Annotated in this window: 16 protein-coding genes; 10 read left to right on the forward strand and 6 right to left on the reverse strand. The window is 57.8% G+C overall.

Annotated elements, in window-relative coordinates; genetic code table 11:
- The first annotated feature begins 79 nt into the window (after nt 1–79).
- Both AC13DD_RS07550 and AC13DD_RS07555 read left to right on the forward strand, forming a co-directional pair.
- Nucleotides 80–1,276, forward strand: a complete 1,197-nt coding sequence (locus AC13DD_RS07550) for a CaiB/BaiF CoA transferase family protein (RefSeq protein WP_273017885.1) — start codon at nt 80–82, stop codon at nt 1,274–1,276.
- Between the two features lie 39 nt (nt 1,277–1,315).
- Complete coding sequence (locus AC13DD_RS07555; RefSeq protein ID WP_039881763.1) at nt 1,316–2,227, forward strand: histone deacetylase family protein; 912 nt, start codon at nt 1,316–1,318, stop codon at nt 2,225–2,227.
- A 26-nt stretch (nt 2,228–2,253) separates the two neighbouring features.
- On the opposite strand, the gene AC13DD_RS07560 is transcribed toward AC13DD_RS07555, so the two are convergent.
- Nucleotides 2,254–3,357 carry a histone deacetylase family protein gene (locus AC13DD_RS07560; RefSeq protein ID WP_008169546.1) on the reverse strand — a complete coding sequence of 368 codons (1,104 nt, stop codon included), beginning with the start codon at nt 3,355–3,357 and terminating at the stop codon, nt 2,254–2,256.
- 16 nt (nt 3,358–3,373) lie between these two features.
- Entirely contained in the window at nt 3,374–3,916 is a 543-nt protein-coding gene (locus AC13DD_RS07565) for a GNAT family N-acetyltransferase (protein ID WP_482931035.1), read from the reverse strand.
- Nucleotides 3,917–4,093: 177 nt separating this feature from the next.
- Between AC13DD_RS07565 and AC13DD_RS07570 the strand changes: the two genes are divergently transcribed.
- From AC13DD_RS07570 to AC13DD_RS07580, 3 genes are all read left to right on the forward strand, one after another.
- Nucleotides 4,094–5,218, forward strand: coding sequence for a hypothetical protein (locus tag AC13DD_RS07570; RefSeq protein WP_273083687.1), 1,125 nt, complete (start codon nt 4,094–4,096; stop codon nt 5,216–5,218).
- A gap of 13 nt (nt 5,219–5,231) precedes the next feature.
- Nucleotides 5,232–5,897 carry a DNA-3-methyladenine glycosylase I gene (locus tag AC13DD_RS07575; protein ID WP_273044883.1) on the forward strand — a complete coding sequence of 222 codons (666 nt, stop codon included), beginning with the start codon at nt 5,232–5,234 and terminating at the stop codon, nt 5,895–5,897.
- An 88-nt stretch (nt 5,898–5,985) separates the two neighbouring features.
- Entirely contained in the window at nt 5,986–8,085 is a 2,100-nt protein-coding gene (locus AC13DD_RS07580; protein WP_482931036.1) for a TonB-dependent siderophore receptor, read from the forward strand.
- A gap of 51 nt (nt 8,086–8,136) precedes the next feature.
- Here the strand turns inward: AC13DD_RS07580 and AC13DD_RS07585 are convergent, their stop codons facing one another.
- Complete coding sequence (locus AC13DD_RS07585; RefSeq protein ID WP_482931037.1) at nt 8,137–8,373, reverse strand: DUF1289 domain-containing protein; 237 nt, start codon at nt 8,371–8,373, stop codon at nt 8,137–8,139.
- Nucleotides 8,374–8,662: 289 nt separating this feature from the next.
- Between AC13DD_RS07585 and AC13DD_RS07590 the strand changes: the two genes are divergently transcribed.
- The 4 genes from AC13DD_RS07590 to AC13DD_RS07605 all read left to right on the forward strand — a co-directional run bounded on the left by AC13DD_RS07590 (nt 8,663) and on the right by AC13DD_RS07605 (nt 14,377).
- Nucleotides 8,663–9,682, forward strand: a complete 1,020-nt coding sequence (locus tag AC13DD_RS07590) for a sodium:calcium antiporter (RefSeq protein ID WP_008171986.1) — start codon at nt 8,663–8,665, stop codon at nt 9,680–9,682.
- Between the two features lie 14 nt (nt 9,683–9,696).
- A complete protein-coding gene (locus AC13DD_RS07595; RefSeq protein ID WP_273073075.1) occupies nt 9,697–10,392 on the forward strand; it encodes an aspartate/glutamate racemase family protein in 696 nt (231 codons plus the stop codon).
- A gap of 93 nt (nt 10,393–10,485) precedes the next feature.
- Nucleotides 10,486–12,678: an OsmC domain/YcaO domain-containing protein gene (locus tag AC13DD_RS07600; RefSeq protein WP_273073074.1), complete on the forward strand. Its 2,193-nt coding sequence runs from the start codon at nt 10,486–10,488 to the stop codon at nt 12,676–12,678.
- A gap of 139 nt (nt 12,679–12,817) precedes the next feature.
- Complete coding sequence (locus tag AC13DD_RS07605) at nt 12,818–14,377, forward strand: glutamate synthase-related protein (protein ID WP_273073073.1); 1,560 nt, start codon at nt 12,818–12,820, stop codon at nt 14,375–14,377.
- On the opposite strand, the gene AC13DD_RS07610 is transcribed toward AC13DD_RS07605, so the two are convergent.
- Nucleotides 14,347–16,425 (reverse strand): dehydrogenase, encoded by a 2,079-nt coding sequence (locus tag AC13DD_RS07610; protein WP_041645166.1) that lies wholly within the window; start codon nt 16,423–16,425, stop codon nt 14,347–14,349. The two genes, AC13DD_RS07605 and AC13DD_RS07610, sit on opposite strands and share 31 nt — an antisense overlap.
- Before the next feature lie 162 nt (nt 16,426–16,587).
- Here AC13DD_RS07610 and AC13DD_RS07615 point away from each other — a divergent pair, with 162 nt between their 5' ends.
- Nucleotides 16,588–17,601, forward strand: coding sequence for a class I fructose-bisphosphate aldolase (locus tag AC13DD_RS07615; RefSeq protein WP_008171996.1), 1,014 nt, complete (start codon nt 16,588–16,590; stop codon nt 17,599–17,601).
- A gap of 30 nt (nt 17,602–17,631) precedes the next feature.
- Here the strand turns inward: AC13DD_RS07615 and AC13DD_RS07620 are convergent, their stop codons facing one another.
- Both AC13DD_RS07620 and AC13DD_RS07625 read right to left on the reverse strand, forming a co-directional pair.
- On the reverse strand, nt 17,632–18,624 hold the full coding sequence (locus tag AC13DD_RS07620; protein ID WP_141201835.1) for an MBL fold metallo-hydrolase: 993 nt from the start codon (nt 18,622–18,624) through the stop codon (nt 17,632–17,634).
- Nucleotides 18,625–18,750: 126 nt separating this feature from the next.
- Nucleotides 18,751–19,722, reverse strand: coding sequence for a tRNA dihydrouridine synthase (locus tag AC13DD_RS07625; protein WP_053114968.1), 972 nt, complete (start codon nt 19,720–19,722; stop codon nt 18,751–18,753).
- Between the last annotated feature and the right edge of the window lie 58 nt (nt 19,723–19,780).

Raw genomic sequence — 19,780 nt, forward strand, 5'->3', positions numbered from 1 at the left:
AGTTTAGAGTACGAACCGTTTTTAAGAGTGGCGCACTCACGTTTTTTGGCGCCTCCAAGGAAAAACAGGAGTCCTGACCATGACCGGACCGCTCGATGGCATCCGCATTATCGATCTGACAGCCATGATTTCCGGGCCTCTCGCGACCATGATACTGGCGGATCAGGGTGCCGAGGTTATCAAGATCGAGAATCCGGCGGGTGGAGACTTTACTCGCTCCGCGGCCAATCGGCAGGGCGATATGTCGGCGCTGTACCTCAACAACAACCGCAACAAGAAATCAGTGGCACTGAACCTGAAAGAAAAGGCAGGACGCGACGCGCTGCTTCGACTGGTGGCGTCGGCCGATGTCTTTGTGCAGAACTTCCGGCCGGGCGTCATTGAGCGGATGGGACTTGGCGAGGAGAAGCTGCGCAAGGTGGCCCCGAATCTCGTGATGGTATCAATCAGTGGCTTCGGTGATACCGGACCGTATTCCCAGCGACCGGTTTACGATCCGCTGATCCAGGGCCTCTCCGGATTAGCCACCGTGCAGGCCGGCGCCGATGAATTGCGTCCGCAACTGGTTAGGACCATCCTGCCCGACAAGCTCACCGGTGTAACCGCAGCCCAGGCGATTACCGCGGCTCTGTTCGCCCGGGAACGCACCGGGGAAAGCCAGCATGTCCGGCTGTCCATGCTGGACGCGATCATCGCGTTTCTCTGGAGCTCCGACATGGGCAGCCAGACCTTTGTTCACAGTGAGGTGCCACAGCAGGAGGCTGCGAGCCTTCAGGATCTCATCTATGAGACCACAACCGGCTACATCACCATTGCGGTTCAGAGCGATCGAGAGTGGCAAGCCCTTATTCGTGCTGTGGACCGCCCGGAGTGGGCGGAGGATCCAAGGTTCCTGACTGCCCGGCTGCGCCAGGAGAATATTGATGCGAGGCTGGAGCTGATCCAGTCGGTCATCAAAACCGATACGGCCGAACACTGGCTGGCAAGGCTTGAGGCCGAGCAAGTGCCCTGCGCCCCGGTGTTGACCCGCACTCAGGTACTCGACCATGCCCAGGTACTGGCCAACGATTTGCTCTCCCACTACGACCACCCCCAGGCCGGCCGACTCCGCCAGGCCAGGGCGCCGTCGCGATTCTCGGCCGCACCAGAGCAGCACTGGCAGGGAGCTCCGCGCCTTGGCGAGCAAACCGGCGAACTGCTGGCAGAGTGCGGGTATTCCGCCGAAGAAATCCAGGCGATGTGTGATTCTGGCATCGCAGCCGTGCCTGCCAAATAACATTCTGACGTCGCAAATCCACTGCAGCCGGACGATCAAATGCCCGTACCCGTAGTTCACCATCCAGACTACAGCTTCCCATTCCCGGCAAAGCACCGATTTCCCATGGAAAAATTCGGGCTCCTTGCCGATTACGCCCGCTCGAGAGGGCTTCTCACTCAAGCCAATAGCTTTCGCCCTGCCCCATGCCGGCAGGCGTGGCTGACCCGTACCCACTGCCCGGATTACCTCGCCCGTTTCGCCGGCGATCAACTCTCGGCGCGGGAGAAACGGCAGATGAATCTGCCCTGGAGCAAGGGCCTCGTCCGACGCACTTTCCTGGCTCCTTCAGGCACGGTTCTGACGGCGCAGTTGGCCCTCCAGCATGGCATTGCCTGTCACCTGGCCGGTGGCACCCATCACGCCCATTACGATTACGCTGCCGGCTTCTGCATCCTCAACGATCTGGCGATCGCCGCCAATGTGCTGTTGCAACAGGAGGGCATTGAACGTGTGCTTATCTTCGATGTGGATGTGCATCAGGGTGACGGTACCGCTGCATTGTTGGCGAACGAGCCGAATGCCTTTACCTGCTCGATTCACTGTGAGCGCAACTACCCGTTCGAGAAAAAGATTGGCGATCTCGATGTCGCCTTACCGGATGGCCTCGAAGACGGGGCCTATCTTGAGGTTGTCAGCGAAACGCTGCACAAATCACTGGCGTTATCCCGGCCGGATATCGTGCTCTATGACGCAGGCGTGGACGTATTCAGGAATGATCCCCTCGGCCGGCTGAACATTTCCGAGCAGGGAATTTTTGAGCGGGACTTTCAGGTGCTCAGTGAATTGAAACGTCGGGACATTCCAGTAGCGACGGTGATTGGCGGCGGCTACGATGATGACCGGGTGAAACTGGCCAAGCGGCACGGGATTGTTGTAGAAGCCGCCAGCCGGGTGTTTTCAGCCGACTGACCTAGTTTTTATTGCTCAAAGCAGAATTAGTCCTCATCACTGAAGGCAGACCGATGGAACTCAGCTGCCTCTTCGGCCTCCGGCACGCCGATCTCATGAACTTCCGGCACCTCTCCTCCGGCCAGCACTTCGAGCACGGCGTGCACCCCCTTGGACAGCGAACTCAGGCTGTAGCCACCCTCCAGAACCAGCGCTAACCGTCCCTCACAGTGTTTGTCGGCAATCGCCTGAACAATGCCTGTGATTACTTTGAAGCCATCGTAGGTGAGGTTCAGGGCCATGTCGTTTCTGTGCGGATCAAAGCCGGCAGAGACCAGCACCAAATCCGGCTGGAAGTAATCCGCCGCCGGCATCAGGATCTCCCGGAACACTTTCTCAAAGGCAACGTCGCCAGCCGTTTCCGGCAGTGGCACGTTGATGGTGTAGCCCTCCCCCAGCCCATCACCGATCTCTTCCAGGTGACCGGATCCGGGATAGAATGGCGCCGCGCAGTGGGTATCGAAAAACAGGACATCGGGGTCTGCCCAGAAAATGTCCTGGGTACCGTTGCCATGATGGGCATCCCAATCGATGATCAGAATCTTCTCACAGCCGAGTTTGGCCTGGGCATGGGCCGCAGCAATGGCCACATTATTGAGCAGGCAGAATCCCCGTGCCCGAACCGGTTCCGCATGATGGCCGGGCGGGCGGATCAGGGCAAACGCGCTGTCACACTCCCCTTTCACAACGCTTTCAACGGCGGCAATGGCGTTGCCGGCCGCAGCCGTGGCGGCTTTGATGCTGTCGGGTGACACCGCCGTCGTGTCTTTATCAAGCCACGCCCGTTTGCCGTCCAGTGAGAAGATGTGGTCAAGGTAGGAGGTGGTGTGTACCCGTGCCAGCTGATCGTAGGTTGCGGCAGCCGCACCCGATTTGAATTGAGTACCTGCCACCGGGTTTTCATCCAGATACTCCTTGATGGCGCTGATCCGCCCGGGGTGCTCCGGATAGCTCCATTTGAAATCCAAGCCCTGAAGAATGGATCGCACTCGCTTTTCCACCCGGCTGGGCATGAACGGAAGATCCACCTCGGGGTTATGCCCGAGCATGATCTCATCGTAAAACACATTCACACTGCGATCGCCGATCATGGCCTGTTTCCTTTTCTTATCCTTGTGATTCCGCCAGCGCCTGCTTAACCACCGAGGTGAATGCCGCCGCGCGAACCCCAGTCGGTTTGAAACCCAGCTTGGTCCAGGCAGCCTTGGCTTCCTTGTTTGAAGCAGAGTATTCGAGGATCAGCTCCGAGGCGTGATGCTCCTCCGCGAAATTGACAAGATCCCGCAACAGTGCCTTCAGGATACCAAGCCCCCGGAAGTCCGGCTCTACCCAGATATCATCAATAACGCCAGACTTGAATTCTGCCGCTTCCGACTGCTCCCAGATGCCCTGGCTTCTCCAGATATAAACATAACCCATACCCACGAGCCCGGCGCTTTTGCTTTCAGCCACAACGAGTCGTCTGTTGGGATCGTCCAGGGCGGAGTGCAGGGTTCGCAGAAGCCGTTTGTACTCGCTTTCCTTCAAATCATGGGGAGGCGCACCCGAAACATGCAGCGCCAGTTTGGCGAGGAAGCCCACCATCTCGGGCAGATCCTCTTCCCAGGCCTCTCTGATCACAAATCCACGCTTCGCTTGATTTACCGCCACTTGCAACTCCCGTTCGACCTTCGCCAAAAGCATGCCAGCCCAATCCCGGAATGATCTGCATTTTCGGGGCGTATACATTTGCGCTACTCTCCAAAGCGTAGTCGCTGGTTGATCGAGCTACAAAAGCGGCAACCCCTACACGGTTCTTTTACTCATTCCTGCCCGGGGTAAGTTTCGATGAGAAAACTCCTGTTGATTCTGGGGATTTCGGTGATCGTTGCATTGTTGTCGACGGTCACATCCCGGCCCATGCTGATTGAAGAGCGGCTGATCCAGATTCAGGCGGAAAATACTCTCCGGGAATTCCCCCGGATCGAGAAAGAGCCACTGGAAGTTCAGGCAGCCTTGCTGGATATGGCAGACGACGAACTGCTGCTACTGAAGGCCCGGGCAGCGTATTTGCGATACCCGGCGATGACACGCGAAGTATTTCCCCTATATGGTCCCGAACCGGAATTCCGGGAAATTCTTCGGCTCTATGGCGAAAACATTCTTCCGCCGATTCACTATTTCCTGAGCAAACCTGTTGGCTCTATCGAGCTGATGAACGATCTGGCGAGCAAATATCAGGCGGCTCTTGAGTTCTTTACCGGAGGCGAAGAAACCGATAACAGTACCGGCGGCCAACAAAATACCTCCCGAAAGGAAAAGCTGACTCCGGAAGAGCGCGGGTGGTACGCCGTGCGCTTTATTCAGGAAGAAGGGCACGATTTCCTGGGCCAGTTCGTATTTAACGAGCAGGGCGACGTCATCTGGGTTCGAACCGAACGGGTGCTGGAGAACATCAACCAGTTCTTCGCAAGTGGTATACGCAACCTTGAGATTCAGCACCGCACCGGTGACGACGTGACCGCCTCTGATATCGGCTGGGCGTCGGTGGATGTTCTGGTTTTTGCCAGCGCGTTGAAGGTACTTCGGGTAGGACGGGCTGTCGCTGTTTCATCCAGAGGCGCTGCCAGGGGTACCCGGTCCGCAGCACTGGCCGCTCGTCTCACGACTAGCGGGCGCATGCTGATGACGACCGCCCGCTACGCAAAATGGCCCGCTGTGATTGGCGTGGGGTATCTGGTGGTCACACACCCCGGTATCATCAATGACGTCCTGGCAGAGGTAGCGGAAGTAATGGGCTACCCGGTAAAGCTGGTGCAGTTTCTCGGGTGGATGCTGATACTACTGCCGGTGTTGTACATCGGCAGTTGGGTATTCCGGTTGATTGTGCGCCCTGCCCTCGGGTTGCTCGGAACCCTGATTATTGGCCTGTCGCACATTGGCCGGAAAAAATCACTTAACACACTGGACTGATTCAGAGACCGCTATGTCCTTTTCCCGCATCTACGAACAGGCCGTTCTTCAGAAAGGCGGCGAGAGCGAGGTTCGCGCACGGCTGCCGAGAGTGGCGGCACCCGGCGAGCTTGAGGCTCTTGGTGATGATCGATACCTTTCGGAAATCACCCGGTGCATCTTCAAGGCCGGTTTCGTCTGGCGGGTGATCGAAAACAAATGGCCGAAGTTTGAAGAGGCGTTCGAAGGTTTTGTACCGCTTTACTGGCAGCAGGTTCCTCCCGAAGTGCTTGAGCGTTTGGCGGGCGACGAACGCATCGTCAGGAACGCTCAGAAAATTCAGACCGTTCCCGAAAATGCGCGGATGATTGTCGATGCCTCCCGGGAACACGGCAGCTTTGGCAAGTTCCTCGCCGATTGGCCCAGCAGTGACCAGGCCGGCCTGCTGATGTGGCTTAAACGCAACGGAGCGAGGCTCGGTGGCAACAGCGCCCAGTACTTTTTGCGGCGAGTGGGTTGGGACGGCTTTATCCTTTCACGGGATGTTATTGCCGCGCTGCATAGGGAAGAGGTTTTGGATGCCTCACCCACCAGCAAGAAAGGGCTGATGCAGGCGCAGGAAGCGTTTAATCTCTGGCATGAGGAGAGTGGCCTGCCCTACAGCCACCTCTCGAGAATCCTCTCGTTTACTATCGACTGATCTTGTCACGCGATTTCATTACCTCTTGTTTATTTAATGATAATTGTTATCGTTCGCCTCCGCATTAACAACGAAGGCGTATTTTTGTATGATAGTCATTCGCTCCCGACGCTGCAGCTCTGCAGCACTGGTTTCACTCCTCGGCGCAAGCTCTCTGGCCATGGCGCAATCGCAAACCAACGACGCGACCACACTCGAAGCTCTCGATGTGGTTTCTGATGCGATTACCGCTCCGGACTATATGCCTCTGGAAAAAACGCCGGCCGTTGGAAAACTGAACGTTCCGGTTGAAGAGCAACCCTATTCGGTCTCAATCGTCGATCGCAGCTTCATCGAAGATTTCGGAGCCAAGAACATACAGGATGCCCTGCTCTACACACCGGGGGTCTACGCAGGCAACTTTGGTTTTGACACCCGAATCGATTCTGCAAAAGTTCGTGGTGTTGATGCCGGGCGCTATCTGGATGGTCTGCGTCAGATCTACGGTTCCTACAACACCGTGCGCACCAATGTGTACGCACTCGAGAGCATCGAAGTGCTCAAAGGCCCCTCGTCCATGCTTTATGGACAGAGTGACCTGGGCGGCATCATCAATGGGGTATCCAAGCTCCCGGAAGAGGAACAGGGCGGCGAGATCTGGGCCCAGTACGGCACGTTTAATCGTAAGCAGCTGGCCGTGGATGTAACCGGCCCCGTCAACGAGAGCGGTGATTTGCTGTACCGTTTTATCGCACTGGGACGCGATAGTGACACCCAGGTGGATTATGTGGAAGACGATGGCTACGTGCTCGCCCCTTCCCTGACCTGGCGCGCAACCGATGACACAAGCGTTACCCTGCTCCTCAACCGCCAGGAGAACAAAGGCCAGGTATCCGCTCAGTTCCTGCCACAGGCCGGCACCCTGGAGCCAGGATCGCAAGGGTTTATCGGCTCTGAGCGATTCGTTGGGGAGCCAGGATGGGATCGTTATGATCGGGAGAAGACCGAAGCTACCCTGTTTGTTGATCATCAACTGAATACCAACTGGGCGCTTTCCGCCACTGCTCGCTACAGCCGCTCCAGTACCGAAAACCGCGAACACTGGATAACCATTCCAAGCGTTCCCGACGCCAATGGCGAAGTGCCGCGTACCATTTACACGGCAGATGCTGAAACCCGCATTTTCAACATGGACGCTCGCCTTGAGGGTGATGTTGAGCTGGGCATGACCCGCCATCGTCTGATTATCGGCGCCGACCGCCAGGACGCGCTCTGGAAACAGGACAATTACTTTTACGGTTATGGCCTGGGTGGCACCTTCGATGTATATGATCCACAGTACGGCAACCTGAACGACGGTGCCATCAATCCGACCGACCGGCCGGACAACGAGATTGAGCAAATCGGCCTCTACATTGCCGATCACATCGAGATCGGCAACGTCGTCGTGTCGGCCGGCCTTCGCCACGACTGGGCCGAGAACCGCCGCCTGGCCGTCTCCGGATCAGATACCGTCAGCGACGAGGAGGCCACCACTGGTCGGGCGGGCTTGATGTACCGATTCGAAAACGGGATTTCTCCGTACATCAGCTACGCTGAAGCCTTCAGCATGAACCTCGGTACCGACGGCACTCCCGAGGCCAATACCCTGAAACCGACAACCGGCGACCAGCAGGAAGCTGGCGTGAAGTATGTTTCACCGGACCAGTCCCTGGGCATCAGCGCCGCGTATTTCGATATTACCCAGGAGAACCGCGTCAGTGATGGCAATACGCCAGGAGGTGTCGAGCAGACCGGCGCCGTGATCGACGGCTGGGAGCTGCAGGTGAACAAACGCTGGCAGCGTTTCGAAACCCAGTTTGCCTATACCGATATCAGTGCCAAAGACGATGGCACGGGCAACCGTCTTCCCTATGTGGCCGAGCGTCAGGCTTCCTGGTGGAACCAGCTCTATATCGCCAGCAACTGGCGGTTCGGTGCCGGAGTTCGATATGTGGGCGATAACGTTGGTTCAGGCGGCGGGCCCGTCGTACCTTCCGTTACCCTGTACGACGCCATGATTGGCTACACCTGGCAAAACTGGGACTTCACCGTCGATGCCAAGAACCTGGCCGATGAAGAATACATCACCTGGTGTCGCTCCGAGGGTGCAGACTGCGGATACGGCGAGCGGCGCACTGTGAACGCAAACGCCAAGTATCGTTTCTAACACTTCACCCTGAGGTCTCTGATCGCCGCAACCCGAACATTTCCGCGGCGATCAGCTCTTCTTTTTCTTCTTTTTGGCCTTCTCGTACAACTCGCGCAATGCCCTGGGATTCTTTCCTTTACCCGAGCCGTGAGACTCCAAAATACGTGTCCAGATCGCCTGCTTCTGTTCCGGTGACAGCTGTTTCCACTCTTTCTTCTCCTGACGGGTTCGGCCGCAGGCTTTGCAGATGGCCTTCTTGTTGAACTCGCAGACGTCGATACAGGGTTTCTTGGTGACGGGCTCCATGGATACTGGCTCCCCTCCTTCTTTGAGAAGTGGCTCTACTTAACACTGTAGACATCGACACCTGGATACAAGGCGTGGCATCAGTGGAAAACCGAAACAGGCCCATCTCACCGAAGAAAATCCAGGGACCGACCATTTTCCGATTTGCTCTGAACCTGTTACCGGTGCTTCCTGCAGCCAATATAGAAGCCAGAATACTTCTGCGGGCATCGATATCCGCCCTGGCCATTCCCGGGCCGCTATAGTTACCGTAAGAAATTCATGCAATCACAACAGTCTGGGGCCTTGAGTGTTTCCATCACTGACTACCGGGATCATCGCTTTTGCCATCGCATCCGTCGTTATTGTGACAGCTGGCAGCCGGCTTGCCCGGGTGGCGGATGAGCTGGCCGATCGAACGGGCCTTGGAGAGGCGTTGTTCGGCATCTTTCTGCTGGCCGGGGTAACCTCACTGCCCGACTTCGCCGCCACGCTGAGCGCGGCCATGGATTCAAGGCCGGATCTGGCCATGAGCAATGTCATGGGCAGCATGGCTGCGAACCTGGTGTTTCTGGGCATTGCAGACATCATGTACCGGAAGGCCAACCTGGAGCACGCAGCTGCATCTTCCACCAACCTGATGCTGGCCGCGTTGTTGATCGTTCTGCTGGCTTTGCCGCTACTGGCAATTGCGAGTCCACCAGTTTCCCTCTGGGGAATACACCCAATCACACCCGTGATTACCGCAGCGTATTTGTTCGGGCTTCACCTGGTTCGCACAACAGACAGTAAACCCATGTGGTTTCCCCGACTGACCCGCCAGACCGTTCCCGACAAGCCTGGTCATTATCTTCGCGGCGGTCTTGCCCAGGCCTGGGTCACTTTCATTATTCTGGCTGCAATTACAGGCATAGCTGGATGGGTACTGATGGAAGGGGCCAAAGTGATCAGTGACGAAACGGGCCTGTCCGATACCCTGATTGGCGGCCTGTTTACCGCGCTCGCTACCTCCTCACCCGAGCTGGTCACCACCATTGCTGCCATCCGCAGGAACGCGCTGACCCTGGCGGTAAGCAATATATTCGGCACCAACTGTTTTAATATGCTGGTGATCGCTTCAGCCGATGTGGGCTACCCTGGCGGTTCCATCTATCACGACATTACCCCGATACAGATGACCTGGGGGCTTGTCAGCATACTGATGACAGCCACGTTGTTAATGGGAATGGTCCGGCGCCAACGCTATGGAATTGGCAAGATCGGGTTTGAAAGCGCCCTGATGCTCTCGGTCTATGCAGTGGCGCTGATTATCGTGACAATTAGCGGATAATAAGGAGATTACCCATGAAAACGATTGGCCTTCTCGGCGGCATGAGCTGGGAATCCACCCAAACCTACTACCGACTCCTCAACGAGGGGGTCAAAGGCCGACTGGGCGGGCTGAATTCGGCGAAGCTGGTGCTCTTCAGCGTGGATTTCGCCGAGATCGAAGCGCTGCAACACAAAGGTGATTGGCCCGCTACTGCCGACATTCTTTCCGACGCCGCCTTGTCATTGCAGAGGGCCGGCGCGGATTTCCTGGTGATCGGCACCAACACTATGCACAAGGTTGCTCCTGAAATTGAACAGGCGATCGAGATCCCGTTGCTACACATAGCAGATGCCACAGCTCAGGTGCTGAAGAATGATGGAATCAACCGGGTAGGCCTGCTGGGCACGCGATTTACCATGGAACAGGCGTTCTACAGGGACCGACTGGAGGCCGCCGGTATCGACGTTCTCACGCCGGATGAAATCCAGCGGGACGAGGTGCATCGTGTTATCTACGAGGAGCTTTGCCTGGGAGAGATCAAGCCGGACTCGCGCGACATCTACCTCGATATTGTCAGCTCGCTTTCCGAGCGCGGCGCGCAGGCGGTGATCCTGGGCTGCACCGAGATCGGCTTGCTGATCAAGCAGGCGGATACCGGGGTTCCCCTCTACGACACCACGGAGATTCACGCAGCTCAGGCCGTCGAGCTGGCGTTACATCATCCGTAGAAGACCGACCAAGACGAACGCCTGCAAAAACTGGATAATGGCCGCCATTAAAAACCATGGCGCGCCAAATTCTCCGATCCAGGACTCTCTGCAATGGAAATCAACGTCAACTTTCTCGAGAACCTCAGACTTGAAGCCAAGTTTGACGATTTCACCGTCGTAACGGACCAGCCGATTCGCTATAAGGGCGACGGCTCGGCGCCCAGCCCGTTCGACTACTTCCTGGCCTCCTCTGCCCTGTGTGCAGCCTACTTTGTCCGGGTCTACTGCCTGGCCCGGGACATTCCCACCGAGAATATCCGCCTGTCCCAGAACAACATCGTGGACCCGGAAAACCGCTACAACCAGATCTTCAAGATCTCCGTGGAACTGCCCGAGGACATTTCGGAGAAAGACCGCCAGGGCATCCTGCGCTCGATCGACCGCTGCACCGTGAAAAAAGTGGTCCAGACCGGCCCGACCTTCGAGATTGAAACCGTCGAAAACCTGGACGCGGACGCCCAGGCACTGCTGATGACCCAGCCGGAAGGCGGCACCCAGACCTTTATCGAAGGCAAGGACCTGCCCCTTGAACAGACCATTGCCAACATGACTGGCATTCTCGAAGAGCTGGGCATGAAGATCGAGATTGCCTCCTGGCGCAACATTGTGCCTCACGTGTGGTCCCTGCACATTCGCGATGCTGCCTCACCCATGTGCTTCACCAATGGCAAGGGAGCTACCAAGGAAAGCGCCCTGTGCTCTGCCCTGGGCGAATTTATCGAGCGGCTCAGCTGCAACTTTTTCTACAACGATCAGTTCTTTGGTGAGGACATCGCCAACAGCGACTTCGTCCACTACCCGAACGAAAAGTGGTTCAAGCCGGGCCCCAACGACGAGCTGCCGGAAGGTATTCTGGATGACCACTGCCTCGCCATCTACAACCCGGACGGCGAGCTTGGCGGCTCCAATCTGATTGATACCAACTCCGGCAGAGCCGACCGGGGCATTGTCTCCCTGCCCTACGTGCGAAAATCGGATGGCGAGGTGGTGTATTTCCCCTCCAACCTGATTGAGAACCTGTTTCTCAGCAACGGCATGAGTGCGGGCAATACCCTGAACGAAGCACAGGTTCAGTGTCTGTCGGAGATTTTCGAACGGGCGGTAAAGAAGCAGATTATCGAAGAGGAAATTGCCCTTCCGGACGTGCCCCGGGAGGTACTGGAAAAATACCCGGACATCCTGGAAGGCATTGAAGCCCTGGAAGCCCAGGGTTTCCCGACTCTGGTAAAGGACGCCTCCCTCGGCGGCCAGTTCCCGGTAATGTGCGTTACCCTGATGAACCCGCGAACGGGCGGCGTGTTCGCCTCTTTCGGCGCTCACCCGAGCTTTGAAGTGGCCCTTGAGCGAAGCCTGACGGAACTCCTGCAGGGCCGCAGCTTCGAGGGCCTCAACGATGTGCCGGCGCCCACCTTCAACAGCCTGGCAGTGACCGAGCCAAACAACTTTGTGGAGCACTTTATCGATTCCACAGGCGTGGTGTCCTGGCGGTTCTTCAGCGCCAGGTCCGATTATGATTTCGTTGAATGGGATTTTTCCGGCACCAACGCCGAGGAAGCCGAGTGTCTGTTCGGTATCCTTGAGGAACTGGGCAAGCAAGTGTATGTCGCCGTTTACGAGGAACTGGGCGCGCCGGTCTGCCGAATCCTGGTTCCAGGCTATTCCGAGGTGTATCCGGTGGAAGACCTGATCATGGATAATACCAACATGGCTTTGGACTATCGGGAAGACATCCTCAACCTGCACCGCCTGGACGATGAGCAACTGGCCGATCTGGTGGAGCGCCTGGAAGCCAGCCAGCTGGACAACTACATGACGATCATCACCCTGATCGGCGTGGAGTTCGATGAAAACACCATCTGGGGCCAACTCACGATCCTTGAGCTGAAGATCCTGATCTGCCTAGCCCTGCAGTGGCATGAAGAAGCCCTGGAATTCGTCGACATGTTCCTTCAGTTCAACGACAACACCGTTGAGCGCGGCCTGTTCTACCGAGCCATGTATGCGGTTCTCGAAGTCACCCTTGACGACGAAATGGAGCTGGACGACTACATCACCAACTTCACCCGCATGTTCGGCGAGGAAACCATGGAAGCTGTTGTTGGCTCAGTGGATGGCAGCGTTCGTTTCCACGGCCTGGAAGCCACGAACATGCAACTGGATGGGCTGGAGAAGCATCAGCGGTTGATCGAGAGCTTCCGGAAGCTGCACGCGGCGCGTGCAGCCAGGGCGGGCCTGCAGCCGTAATCGGACGCCGAGCGAGCCGCGCCGCATTGGCGGCGCGGTCAGTCCTGATCCACACTTGATCATTACAAGTAGCCTATTTGCGTTTAATGCCCGTACACCCTTGTACATTTGTGGCATGCGCCAAACAAGGAGCCTTGCAATGAGCAATCCGGTGATCGCTGATAACAAGCCCAAGAAAGTCAGCCTGAAAAAAGGCGAGGAATACGCCTTCTGCGTTTGTGGCCGTTCCAACAACCAGCCGTTCTGCGACGGTTCCCACGGAGATACGGGGTTCAAGCCCAAGGTCTTCAAGGCCGAAAAAGACGAAGAGGCGGTTCTGTGCCAGTGTAAACAGACCGGAAGCGCGCCTTATTGTGACGGCACTCACCAGCAGTTCAGCGATGACCAGGTTGGCAAGGAGGCGCCGGAGTCAGACGATGATGGCGACGAGGAATCCGGTGATGCGCCGAAGGCCAAATCCACCAAAGAAGAACCCACCGTTGAATTTATTCATCAGTTGGCCCGTGAGGGGCTGAGCAGTATGGGCCACCATGGTCCGACAACTGCCATGGGCGTGCCCCGCCACACCCTGCCCCACTGGGACGACCTCCAACTGATGGTGGCGCAGATGGCCAGTAAGCCGCTGGCAGACGACGCCGACGTCTCGACCGAACTGGTAATCGGGCCTGAAGCCCGCAAGCCACTGACACTGAGCATGCCGCTATTCGTTTCCGACATGAGCTTCGGCGCGTTGTCGGAGGAGGCCAAGATTGCCCTCGCTCGTGGCGCCGAGCTAGCCGGCACCGGCATCTGCTCTGGCGAGGGCGGCATGCTGCCCGAGGAGCAACAGGAAAATTCCCGATACTTCTACGAGCTGGCCAGCGCCAAGTTCGGTTACAAGGAAGAATTGCTCAAGAAAGTGCAGGCGTTTCACTTCAAGGGTGGCCAGGGCGCCAAGACCGGCACCGGTGGCCATTTGCCGGGCAACAAGAACACCGGCAAGATCTCAGAGGTGCGCAATATTCCTGAGGGCGAACCGGCCAACTCCCCACCCACTTTCGACGATTTGCGCTCAGTTGAGGATTTCCAGCGCTTCGCCAGCCATGTTCGGGAAGTGACCGGAGGTATTCCCGTCGGCTTCAAGCTGAGCGCCAATCACATCGAGCGGGATGTGCAATTCGCCCTGGATGCCGGCGCCGACTACATCATTCTCGACGGCCGTGGCGGCGGCACCGGCGCTGCACCCGAGATCTTCCGTGATCACATCAGTGTGCCCACCATTCCTGCCCTGGCGCGTGCGCGGCGCTATCTGGATGACCGCGGCGCAAGCGGACGGGTCACATTGATCGTTACCGGTGGCCTGCGGGTCCCTATCGATTTTGTGAAGGCCATGGCGCTGGGCGCTGACGGTATTGCCGTTGCCAACAGTGCCATGCAGTCCATCGGCTGTGTTGCAGCCCGTATCTGTAACACCAACAATTGCCCGGCAGGCATTGCGACCCAGAACAAGGACCTGCGCCAACGGTTGAACGTCGACCAGTCTGCCAAACAGCTGCGGAACTTCCTTGAGGCCTCTGTCTCACTGATGCAGGTGATCGCACGAGCCTGTGGCCACGACAGCCTGAGCAAACTGAACATAGATGACCTGTCCACCTGGCATCGGGAGATGGCCCTGCTCAGCGGCGTTCGCTACGCCGGTGTGCTTGATCCTTCTGCCTGAGGTGCTTCTTCGCTGGCCGCCAGGACTCGAACCCGTTCGAAGTCCTCCTCGGTGAACACACCGTTCACCCCGGAAATGGCGGCCAGCTTCATGCCATGCTTCAGCCCCAGCTTGTAAATCTCCCGCACTTTTTCCCACTCGATATTCCGCCCGAGAGTGAAGTTCTCGAAACGCGCTTCCAGAGCAAGCACGATGGTTTCCGCCAGGCAGGCATAGGCAATGCCTTTCGGAAGCCCGATGTCTTTCATATGCACTTCACCCGGTAGCTGAATCTCGCCAGATTCGATCACCAGCACATCCGGCCGCTTGGCGACATCCTCCGCCGGGATATCCAGTGGGCGGGCGACGTCGGTTATGACGCAGCCCGGCTTCACTTTCATGATATCCAGGATACGTTTGCCGGCCCCGGAGGTGGCGGTCACGATCATGTCCATGTCGGCCAGATCGCGTTCGGCAGAGCCGGCAACATGTACGATGGCACCCGGCGTTTCCTGTTCGATGCTTTCCTTGAGAGCCAGCAGTTTGGCCGGCTCCGGTGCCGCCAGATAAATCTCGTCCACTGCCTTGGCCAGCAATCTGGCGCAGACAGACCCGATAGCACCCGTAGCGCCCACCACCATGGCCTTGCCGGCCGCTTTGCCACTGGGCCCAATACTCACCCGCCCTATTTTCTTCATGGCGTCATGGGCCGCCCACAGGGCACCGGATGCGCTGTAGCTGTTGCCGGTCGTGATCGGCAGCGGCGCCCGCTTGGCCACCGTTATACCGGCATCACCCACGACCTTGGTAAACGCACCCAGGCCCATGATCTGGGCGCCGAGTTTCTTGGCCAGTTTGGCCGCCTGCAGCAACCGGGCGTAGGTAAATTCCGGCCCGTGGGCCATGATTTCCCGAGGGGTGCCACCAACGGTAATGAGCCAGCCCTCCACCTCATCGCCATTGGGTGACCGGATTCCGGATACCTTGGAGTAGATGAACGGTGGCGAATACGCGATGGCCTTTTCCACCAGATTCATCACCACAGGCGGCGATACGTTGGCAACCCAGTCCAGGGGCGGTGTTTTGGTGAGGTATTGCTGCGACAGGGGATGAATGACAAACGCAAACCGGTTAACCCGGCGATAACCGTTCGGGTAAAGGATTCGCGGCTCAATCTCCAGGCTCTGAATAACATCCAGATAGTCATCGGGGCCCAACTGGTCCGGCGTCCTGGAAAGCGCCGCACTGATCATCGCCTCCATCACATTCACGCCAACGGGGCGGCCCTCCAACCAGGGACTGTAATCCACTACCATGGCAACCTTGCGCGAACGCATCCAGTCCATGGCCGCGTCCGTTACCCGCGAGGTAATCACGGTTTTTCCATCCAGCTCTTTCGCCGTGAAGTTCTCCAGGTCGCCTATCGAAGCCACGATGACATGAGCCTCGGAGACCGCGTGATGGAGCGAACCTTTCACCAGGTTCTCACCCAAGCGATACAGCGGTGTTCGGAGAATGGTTTCAACCGCTTTCACCGCCGCAGGCCTGAACATGATGGGTGCAGTAAGCGAGGTATAGGTTTCCAGCTGTTTCAGGGAAGTCAGCAGCCTGGGCACTCCGAAATCCGTGTAAGGATCGGCAAAGAAGAGATTCTCGGTATGTTCGGAAAGGGCCCTGGCAATCCGGTAACCGGCCTGCCCATTCAAGAAGAGCACCCGGGCATTGTCGAAGAAATGCCCGAGCTCAGACTGGGTATGACGCACAGCCCATTCCTGCAGGATAGCCCGCAACCCGGCACCGGTGGTTACCGGCTTATCCGGCACACAGGCCTCAAGGCGGGCAGTATCCGGGTGTTCAAGCTGCTCCCGGCCCACCTCGTAATGATCGTGTACCATGCTCAGACCGATGGCATCTGCCTGCGGATGCACGGACTCCAGAACCGCCTCGGCCCGGGAAAGATCGCCGTCCGTACCGATCCGGATAATCCGGAAAGGCTGCCCAAGAAACGACGTCTCGATATCATAATCGTACTCACCAGATCCCTGGCTGACACTGACAACGGTTTTCATATTCAGGTCTTCCCGTTTTCCTGTTGTTATCATTTACAGCCTAATTCAGGAGATCGGTTTCTGCCTTAGCGCAGATCAAATTCCAGACCGCTATTCAACGTCTACAATAGAGTGGCGGGCCGAACGACCATCAGACTTTCAAGGATCAACCAGGAGCTCACCATGACCATTCAGGAAGAACTCAACTCTACCGTCCGGGAACTGGTTCAGCCCGGCAAGGGAATTCTCGCCGCTGATGAAAGCCACCCGACCATTGCCAAGCGTTTCAAGGCCGTTGGCGTGGAGTCGAGCGAAGATATGCGCCGGGAGTACCGAAGCCTTATTTTCTCGGCTTCCGGGCTCGGAGAATTCATCAGCGGGGTCATTCTGTTTGAAGAGACTCTCGGCCAGCAGAGCCTGGATAATGTTCCCATGCCAAAGCTGCTGGCCAGCAAAGGAATTGTGCCGGGCATCAAGGTAGACAAGGGCAAAGGCCCTCTTGTGAATGCCCCCGGTGATGAAATCACCTTTGGCCTGGATGGTCTGGAGGACCGCCTGGAAATCTACAAAAACCAGGGGGCCCGGTTCGCCAAGTGGCGGGATGTGTTCCATATATCGGACACCCTGCCCTCACGGCAGGCGATCGAGGCGAATGCCGAGGTTCTCGCCCGCTATGCGGCGATCTGCCAGTCCCTGGGTATCGTGCCGATCGTTGAGCCGGAAGTACTGATTGATGGCAACCATTCCATCGAGCGCTGCGCGGAAGTCAGCGAGGCGGTGATTCGGGAGGTGTTCCACGCCCTTTACCGACACAAGGTGGCACTGGAATACATGATCCTCAAACCCAGCATGGTGACGCCGGGCAAGGAAAGCCCGAAGGCATCCCCGGAAGCCGTGGCGACAGCGACTCTCGATGTTTTTCGCAGGGCGGTACCGGCTGCGGTACCCGGCATTTTCTTCCTCTCGGGCGGCCAGACACCGGAAGAAGCCACTCTCAATCTGAACGCCATGAACAGCATGGGCGCGCAGCCCTGGGAGTTGAGCTTCTCTTACGGACGGGCTTTGCAGGAACCGGCACAGAAGGCCTGGGCCGGCAATCTGGACAATGGTCCGGAGGCTCAGGCAGCAATGCTGAAGCGGGCCCGCCTGAACGGTGCCGCTCGCGCGGGCCATTACCGACCGGAGATGGAAGACTGACCGGCAACAGCCCTGCGTGCCCGAGTTCCCTTAGTTGCAGCCGGAGACGCAGCTCGCCATGCCATTGAACGCCATGGTGCGGCCACTGAGGGGCACATGAACCGGCACTGTCACTGAATCCCGGAACAGAGCCGTGCGCGTTCCTTCCTGCACCATGCCACCGGAGGTCGCAGGTTCGTTGGCGTGGGAGGCGATAACCGCCTTCGGTTGCACGAGGTCATTGATTACGTAGGCGGCCTGTTTCGGTCCGGTGGTGAACGTATCACCGATGTTCATCACCACAAGCCCCGCACCGTAGTGATCCTTCACGACCAGCCTTTGCTCGGCAGTAATGCCAGTGTCACCGGACAGGTAGACCACCAGGCCGTTGGAGAACCTGAGCACGTAGCCCGTGGGTGGTCCGACACTGGCGCCAACACCCGCGGCAGCCAGATACTCTGCCAGTGGCCCGGTGAGGAACGAAGGCGATACGCCATTGCTGTGCACAGCCGGCACGGTCGTAATTGCCACGCCGCCAACCTCACGCTCGCCACCGAACCGAACCAACAGCGAGTTTGCAGGATCACCGCCGGCATCTTTCAGCTTGGCAGCAAAGAAGGCGGGCATTTCGCTACCCGTAACAATTTTTGAACCGTGTTTTACCGCAATATCAACAGTATTGGATTGTGGCAATGTTGAAACGCCGGTGTCTGGAGATCCGCACGTGCCCTGATTGGTCTTGCTGATACGCTGATCACCCACATGGTCCCCATGCATGTGGGAAACCAGAACAACATCAATTTTGCCCAGTCGGGGATCATCCGGACCGGCGACCGTTCTGCCGGCGTCATAGAGAATTCGGGTGCCATTAGGATCTTCAAAGACCAGCGCCCGGTCCCGGCCACAGAACTCTCCATCGTGGCTACCCAGGGGTGTGACTTTCACCACGTGGTCGTCGGCGGCAGCCGGCATAGCGGCGCCGAATAGCATACAGACAGACACTCCGGCAAAGGCCATCGTGTTGCGCAAACCTGCTCTGAACATGTTGTTCGTCCTCCCACTCGTTTTTTATTGGTACCGGTATTGATACGAACGACAAGCCCTTTGATACCAGTTTAGGCGGCGGGAAGGTCAACGCGTGGGGATTGAATGGGTGCGCTTGAATGAGAATCAGGCAGCGCGGGAGCCCGTCAGGATAACCCGCTGTTCCAGGCATGCCATCATGGGCGCCACCTGACGGATTTTCCGGGCCTCGGGCCAGAGCGTCTCTGCCTCGGCGAAACCCTGGCGGAGAAAGTTAAGCCATTGTTTGATACGACCGGTCACATAGCGGTCCTCAAGCCAGCCCTGCAGAACCGTAGCGTACTCACGAACCAGGGCGACAGCTTCCGGCCAGGTCATATCCGGCACCGTTTCGCCCTGCTGGCTGGCCTTGATCTGCCGGGCTAGGTCTGGCCGGGCGATCAGGCCACGCCCAATCATCACGTCATCGCAGCCGGACACCTCACGGCAACGCCAGTAGTCCGCGACACTCCAGATTTCGCCATTGGCAATTATGTGGGTTTTGACAGCCTCCCGGGCCCGGGCGATTTCCTCCCAATAGGCCGGCGGCTTATATCCGTCTACTTTACTCCGGGCATGAATGACAATCTCCGCCGCGCCCGCCGCTTCCAACGCCTGGGCACAAGCCACACCCATGGATCGGTCGTCATACCCCAGCCGCATCTTGGCTGTGACCGGCACATGCGCTGGTACAGCCTGACGGACAGCGGCGACGATGTCATGCATGAGCTCCGGCTCGCGCATCAACACACAGCCACCCTTGTGCTTGTTGACCGTTTTGGCCGGGCAACCAAAGTTGATATCCACCTGGGTGGCACCGAGTTCTGCCGCACGCACGCCGTGGCGCGCCATCTGGTGAGGGTCTGAACCCAGCAGCTGAACGGCAACGGGGGTGCCCACTTGAGTGAGCGACCGGTTGTACAATTCGGGGGCGTATTTGTAGAACACTCTCGGTGGCAGCATGCCATGGGTGACACGAACGAATTCCGTTACGCAACGGTCGATGCCGCCTACCCCGGTCAGGGTTTCACGGATGGGTGCGTCAACCAGCCCTTCCATTGGGGCGAGAATGATGCGCATGAGTGCTCCAGCAATTACAGGGTCTGTTCGAGGTGAGACTGATCAAAAATCAGACGGA

This window comes from Marinobacter sp. L-13, from assembly GCF_056857715.1.